General features: G+C 69.6%; 5 protein-coding genes. 1 reads left to right on the forward strand and 4 read right to left on the reverse strand.

The window, feature by feature from the left end:
* Positions 1 to 63: 63 nt before the first annotated feature.
* The 3 genes from AC08OU_RS20850 to AC08OU_RS20860 all read right to left on the reverse strand — a co-directional run bounded on the left by AC08OU_RS20850 (position 64) and on the right by AC08OU_RS20860 (position 3886).
* The gene (locus AC08OU_RS20850) at positions 64 to 1971 is read right to left on the reverse strand and encodes a glycoside hydrolase family 15 protein (RefSeq protein WP_476601791.1); all 1908 of its coding nucleotides are present in this window, start codon (positions 1969 to 1971) and stop codon (positions 64 to 66) included.
* 187 nt (positions 1972 to 2158) lie between these two features.
* On the reverse strand, positions 2159 to 3205 hold the full coding sequence (locus tag AC08OU_RS20855) for a rhomboid family intramembrane serine protease (protein ID WP_476605613.1): 1047 nt from the start codon (positions 3203 to 3205) through the stop codon (positions 2159 to 2161).
* A 153-nt stretch (positions 3206 to 3358) separates the two neighbouring features.
* Positions 3359 to 3886: a peptidylprolyl isomerase gene (locus AC08OU_RS20860; RefSeq protein WP_462189065.1), complete on the reverse strand. Its 528-nt coding sequence runs from the start codon at positions 3884 to 3886 to the stop codon at positions 3359 to 3361.
* Positions 3887 to 4195: 309 nt separating this feature from the next.
* Here AC08OU_RS20860 and AC08OU_RS20865 point away from each other — a divergent pair, with 309 nt between their 5' ends.
* The gene (locus AC08OU_RS20865) at positions 4196 to 5017 is read left to right on the forward strand and encodes a hypothetical protein (protein WP_476601789.1); all 822 of its coding nucleotides are present in this window, start codon (positions 4196 to 4198) and stop codon (positions 5015 to 5017) included.
* Positions 5018 to 5145: 128 nt separating this feature from the next.
* Here AC08OU_RS20865 and AC08OU_RS20870 read toward each other — a convergent pair.
* Positions 5146 to 6883 (reverse strand): FAD-dependent oxidoreductase (locus AC08OU_RS20870; protein WP_476601790.1); only part of this gene is annotated, 1738 nt, incomplete at its 5' end.

Here is a 6883-nt window from a genome sequence, read left to right on the forward strand (position 1 = left end):
GCCACGTCCCGCTCGGGTTCGCCTGATCGCCGTGGCTACCCGTCCCGGGACCGGCCTGCACGATCAGGTCGAGGGGGACGGCCGGGCGTAGGCCTCGGCATCCTCGGCCCTGATCACGTACATCACCGCGTTGATCAGGGCCAGATGAGTGAACGCCTGGGGGAAGTTTCCGAGATGGCGGCCACTGACCGGATCAATCTCCTCGGCATAGAGATCCAGCGGGCTGGCGAGGCTCAGCAGCCGTTCACACAGCTGCCGGGCACGGGTCAGCTCGCCGGTCTCCACCAAGGCGGAGACCAGCCAGAACGAGCAGATCAGGAAGGCGCCCTCGGTGCCGGAGACCCCGTCGTCGGTCTCCTCCGTGCGGTAGCGCAGGACCAGCCCGTCGACGGTCAGCTCGTCGGCGATCGCGAGCACGGTGGCCTTCACGCGTTCGTCGGCCGCCGGCAGGAACCCGAGCAGCGGAATCAGGAGCAGTGAGGCGTCGAGCGCCTTCGATCCGTAGTACTGGGTGAACACACCGCGATGATCCACACCCTTCTCACACACCTCGGCGTGGATCTCCTCCGCCACGGCCCGCCAGCGCGCCGCCGTCTTGGCGTCCCCCCGCATCTGCGCCAGCCGCCGACCCCGGTCCAGGGCGACCCAGCACATCATCTTGGACACGGTGAAGTGCTGCGGCGCCCCGCGCACCTCCCACATCCCGCGGTCCGGCTCCCGCCAGTGCGTGGCCGCCGCCTCGACGAGGCGCACGAGCACCGGCCAGAGCCGTTCGGAGAGGTAGTCACGGGACTTGGTGTGCAGGTACACGGAGTCGAGGACGACGCCCCAGACATCGTGTTGACGTTGCAGTGCCGCTGCGTTGCCGATCCGTACCGGGTAGGCTCCCTCGTAGCCGGACAGGTGACCGAGGATCTCCTCATCGATCTTCGGCTCGCCGCTCACCCGGTACATCACCTGGATGTCGTCGTCATCGTTTTCGGCGACGTCAGCGATGAATGAGAAGAAATCGTTGGCCTCGTAGTCCAGCCCGAGGGTGTACAGGCCCCACAGCGCGAAGGTGGAATCGCGGATCCAGCTGTACCGGTAGTCCCAGTTCCGTTCGCCGCGCGGGGTCTCCGGCAACGAGGTGGTCGAGGCGGCGAGCAGAGCACCGGTCGGCGCGTAGGTCAGTCCTTTCAGCGCGAGGGCGCTGCGCTGCAGATGGCGCCGCCAGGGATGGTCGGAAAACATGCCCCGCGACAGCCACTGGCGCCAGAACTCCGTTGTCCGGTCGACGGCGACGCACGCCTGCAGGTAGGTGTCCGGAAGCAGGGGCTCCTCCGGGCGCCAGGTGAGCGCGACGAACGCGGTGTCCCCCTCCCGCAGCGTGGTGCGAGCCAGTGCCCGCCGGCCGTCGAAACCGAGCCGCAGGTCGGTACGCAGCCGCAGCGTGACGTTGGTGCCCGCATGGCTGATCACGCCGGAGGAGTAGTCCTCCCCCTCGTACTGCCAGGACTCGGGCTCGCGGCCGTAGTCGAAGTTCGGCTCGCACACCAGGCTGAGATCCACCGAGCCGTGCTCACAGCGAGCCAGCCGGAGCAGCACGTGGTCGGCGTCCCAGTCGCTCGGCGTCCGACGGTGCGTGTTCGAACGCTTGTGGGTGCGATGCCAGCGCCCGACCACCAGGCAATCGGTGACGATGAGCCAGCCGTTCGGCGTCTGCCAGGTGGTCTCGAGAATGTTTGTCCCGGGGAGGTAGCGCCGGCCGGCCGGGATCTGCGTACGCTCGGGACCGAAACGGAAGCCCCCGGCCGACCGGTCCAGCACCGACCCGAAGACACTCGGGGCGTCGGGCCGGGGCACGCACATCCACTCGACGTTGCCGCTGGGGGCAACGAGACAGGACGTCTCACAGTCGGACAGGAATCCGTACTCGGCGATCGGCGGGAAGGGACTGCCCCCGCTGCGCCGCACCGGTGAATATGCCATCTGCTCCCCCTGCCCGCGCCGTGCCACGGCATCCATCACGCTATCGCCACCACACGTAGATCGCTACTATGAGTATTGACAAGAAAGCGAATGGTAGCTGCTACTCGGCGGCGTGCAAGCGTCGCGGCCGTCCTCGCCCCCGCGACCGGGGCTGCCGCACTACAGCCGTCGGACTACAGCTGTCGGGCTACACCAGTGTCGACGACTTGATGATCGCGGCGACGAACAGCAACGCGAGCACGGCGGCGACCCCGCCCGCTTGGAGCAGCACCCGGCGGGGCGAGACGTAGGCGTAGATCAGACCGATGACGGCACCGACGGCCAGCCCACCGAGATGCCCCCATTTGTCGATGTTGCTGAACGAGAAGGTGATGGCGAGGTTGATCCCGAGCACGATGAGGATCTGCCGGGAGTCAACCCGCAGGCGGCGGGCGATGATGTAGTAGGCGGCGAAAAACGCGAAGATCGCGGTGGATGCGCCGACCGACACGGTGAACCCGTCACCGAGCACGTAACTCAGGGTGTTCCCACCGAGCGCCCCTGCCACGAACAGCGCGAGGTACCGGGCCCGCCCGAGGATCGCCTCGAGCTGAAACCCGAGCAGGTACAGCGCGTACATATTGAACAGGATGTGGAGCACGCCGGCGTGCAGGAAGGCCGCGGTCAGCAGCCGGTAGTACTGGTCGTCCGCCGCGATCTGGATGCCGATCATGGCGAAGTCGCCGGTGAAGCGGTTGAAGGTGCCGCGGCCGGTCAACCCGGGCGCGCCCTGCAGGATGTAGGCGACGACGCACAGGCCGATGAAGATCTGGGTGACCAGCCCCTGCCGGGCGACCTGGGCCGGGCCACCGAGTGTGGTCCGCGTTCGGCGCTGCGGCGTGGAGCGGTCGCCCTCCTCCGGGCAGTGGAAGCCAACCGCCGCCGGGCGCATGCAATCGGGGCAGATGGGCCGGCCGCAGCGATGGCAGGAGACATAGGTCTCCCGGTCTGGATGGCGGTAGCAGTACGGGATCACCGCGGCGCCGGGTGGCTGCGGCCGGCCGGCGGGCGGTCCGCCCGCGGGAGGGCCGCCGGGACCGGAAGGTGGAGTCCACCCCGACCAGCCGGGCGCCGGGCCGACCGTGGGTCGCCACCCCGGCTCGGCCACCGGGTGGCCCGAGCCAGCCGGGCGCTGCTCCGGGCCGCCCGGCTGGTCATCCGTGGGCGGTTCGACGGGCGGGTTCGCTGTCACCACGCCGCCCCGGCGGCCGGCATCGCCGCCCGAGGAGTACGGCTGACGTGAACATGTCCGGCCGCCCGTACGCATGCGGTGGCCGGCGACCACGCACGCCGCGCGGCTGGAGCTCTCATGCGCCGTACTCCCGGGTTCGAGGCGGGGACCGGCCGGTCAGGCGGACCGGCGGTCGATCACGATCTCCTGGATGACGATGTCAGACTTCGGCCGGTCCTGCGCCCCGGTCGGCGCCTTGGCAATCGCATCCACCACGTCGGTTCCCCGCGTGACCTCACCGAAGATGGTGTGCTTGCGGTTGAGCCAGTCGGTGGGCGCGACCGTGACGAAGAACTGCGAGCCGTTGGTCCCCGGTCCGGCGTTCGCCATCGCGAGCAGGTACGGCCGGTTGAAGGTCAGGTCCGGATGGAACTCGTCGGCGAACCGGTAGCCCGGACCGCCTCGACCGGAGCCCAGCGGGTCACCGCCCTGGATCATGAAGTTCGGAATGACCCGATGAAAGACCGTTCCGCTGTACAGCGGCGTGCCGGTCTTCTTGGCACCGGTCGCCGGGTCCGTCCACTCCTGCGTGCCGGTCGCGAGGCCGACGAAGTTCCGCACCGTCTTGGGAGCGTGGTCGGGGAACAAGCGGATCTCGATGTCCCCCTGAGTCGTCCGCAGCGTCGCGTACAGCTCCTCGGCCATGCGCCTCTCTTCTCTTCAGATCGATCTCTGCGGGTGCCTGGTCAGCCGGCGTCCGGATGGGTCTCGATCGTATGCGCCGGGCGCCGCGGGGGAATTCCATCACCGATGGTTGGCACCGGGTACACGTTCCCAAGGGCACAGCCCAGGCAAGTCACCCAAGTATGAGTGACACGCTACGGAAGGTTGACGCGTTGGAGAAGCCCACCGACGGGGTACGGCACACTTCACAGATCTTGACCAGACCGAACCCAGGCACACCACCAGTTCCATGGCCGGACGCCTCGACCATCGGCTCAACGAGAGGGCATCATGAGTACGACATTGAAGGACAGACTGTCACATGTTACTGACACGGCGCCGGTTAGCGGGCTGTCCGACACCGCGAAGAGCGCCGCCGACCGCGCCGGCACGGTCGCTCACAAGGCGGCGAGCAAGGCCGGGGGTACGGCCGGATCGGCCGCGTCGGCCACCAGGGATGTGGGCGCCAGCGTGGCGCACCGGATCTCCGACGCCTCCAGCACGGCCACCAAGACCGGTGTGTCGGCCCAGAAGGCAGCCGGGAAGGCCGCGGGCCGGGCCGTCGGCAAAGCCACCGCCGTGTCCGGTCGGACCGCCAAGCGGATCGAGAAGGCCCGGGCGTATGCCGAGCTCTCCGCCGAACGCGCCCGGGCCGCCGCCGAGCTGCGGGCGGAGAAGCAGCGCTCCCGGCGCGCGGTGCAGCGCGAGACCAAGGCGCGCCTGCAGGCCGACAAAGCCCAGGAGATCCTGGAGAAGCGGCTGGCGAAGGCCGAGTCCAAGCTCGCGAAGGTGCACCGCCGTCGGCGGCGGGGGTTCCTCACGCTCGCCATCGTCGGCGCGGGTGCGGCGGGTATCGCCGCGGTGCGGCGGTACCTGGCCCAGGCTGAGGAAAGCCCAGCCGCCACCGCCGAGCCCATGCCGCTTGACACCACCACCACCGCCGCTCCATCCCCCACCAAGACCACTGCACCCCTCGCCGACACCACCGCATCCCCCGCCGGCACGGACACCCGGGGCGCCTCCGACGAAGGCCTGTCCGCCTCGGCGACCCCTGACTTCGAGGAGTTGCCCGGCGTCGACACGTCGCGCGGTGCGCCCAGCCGGCGGCGCTGAGACCACGTGCCGGCGCTGAGACCACATGCCGGCGTAAGACCACGTGCCGGCGATCGCCGTGCCGGGCAAAGCGCGGATGCCGGGCACGCCCGCATCCCAGCAGCTCGTGGCCAGCATCCGGCAACCGGTTACCTCGTCCCGGCGACCGGGCCGGCCGTGACGTCCACGCGGTAGGTCCCAGGAACGCCGGCTGGAACGGCGGGATGTGCCGGTAGTCTCGGCGCGACCGGCCGGTAGGCCGCCCCGAGGGGTGGGCGCGGGTCGGGTTCCCCCTTGTTCGGCCAGAAGGACATCGCCCGTTCGGCCTGCGCGGTGATGGTCAACGACGGGTTCGCGCCGAGGTTCGCCGAGACCGCGGCGCCGTCGACGACGTGCAGCCCCTCGTATCCGAAGACCCGGTGATAGGGATCGATCACTCCGGTGGTGGGATCCGTGCCGATGGGGGCCCCGCCGAGGATGTGCGCGGTCAGCGGGATGTTGGCGATCTCGCCGATCGACCCGCCGGGGTAACCGCCCATCCTGGCCGCGATCCGGCGGACGGCGTCGTTGCCCTCCGGGATCCAGGAGGGGTTCGGCTCGCCGTGTCCTTGCCGGCTCGTCAGCCAGCCGAGACCGAACGGTCCACGGCGCAGGGAAACGATCAACGAGTTGTCCCACGACTGCATGACCAGCGCGATGATGGTCCGCTCGGACCATCGCCAGGGCAGTGACGACGCCAGCGCCTGATGCGGGTGGAGCACGACCTGACGCAGGTATTTCAGCCAGCGCGGCACCCGCCCGCCGCCGTCGGTCATCGACGCACTGATCAGTGCCATCAGGTTGCTCCCCCGGCCGTAGCGCACGGGTTCGATGTGGGTGTGCTCGTCGGGGTGGAAGGACGAGGTGATCGCGACTCCCCGGGCGATCCGCCGATCGGGGCGCAGCCTGGATGCGCCCAGGATCGCCTCGGAGTTCGTCCGGGTGAGATGACCGAGCCGGTTGGACAACGCCGGCAGGTCACCGCTCTGTTTCATCGCCAGCAGCAGCCGCTGGGTCCCCAGGGTGCCGGCGGCGAACACGACCTGCTCCGCGGTGAGGGTACGTCGCCGACGCCGTACGAGACCCCCCGTCCGGACCAGGTCGAGCTCGTACCCGCCGGTCGAGCGTGGCCGGACGGCCGTGACCGTGGCGTCCGGGACTACCCGCACACCGGCCCGCTCGGCCAGGTACAGGTAGTTACAGTCGAGGGTGTTCTTGGCCCCTCGACGGCAGCCGCTCATGCACTCCCCGCACTCCACGCATCCCGTCCGAGCCGGGCCGGCGTCGCCGAAGTACGGGTCGGGGACCCGCACGCCGGGTTCCCGGCGGCCGTCGCGGCCGAAGAAGACACCGACCGGCGCCGCCGCGAAGGTGGACCCGGCCCTCATCTCCTCGGCGACCGTGCGAAACACCTCGTCGGAGTACGTCGTCGTCGGGTTGGGATTCACCCCGAGCATGCGTTCGGCCTGGTCGAAGAACGGCTCCAGCTCACGGCGCCAGTCGGTGATGTCCCGCCACTGCGGGTCGGTATAGAAGGCGTCGAGCGGGCGGTACAGCGTGTTCGCGTAGACGACCGAGCCGCCACCGACCGCCGTTCCGGACAGCACCACGACCCGACCCAACCAGGTGATCTTCTGGATGCCGTGGCAGCCCAACCGCGGCAGCCACAGGTACCGGCGAACGTGCCAGCTGTTCTTCGGCAGCGTGCCCGGGGTGAACCGGCGACCGGCCTCCAGCACGAGGACACGATGGCCCTTCTCCGCGAGCCGTAGCGCGCTGACGCTGCCGCCGAACCCGCTCCCGATCACGATCACGTCGGCGTCATAGCCGCCGTCCGACCGGGAATCA

The sequence above is a fragment of the Frankia sp. CcMO1 genome (assembly GCF_977945845.1).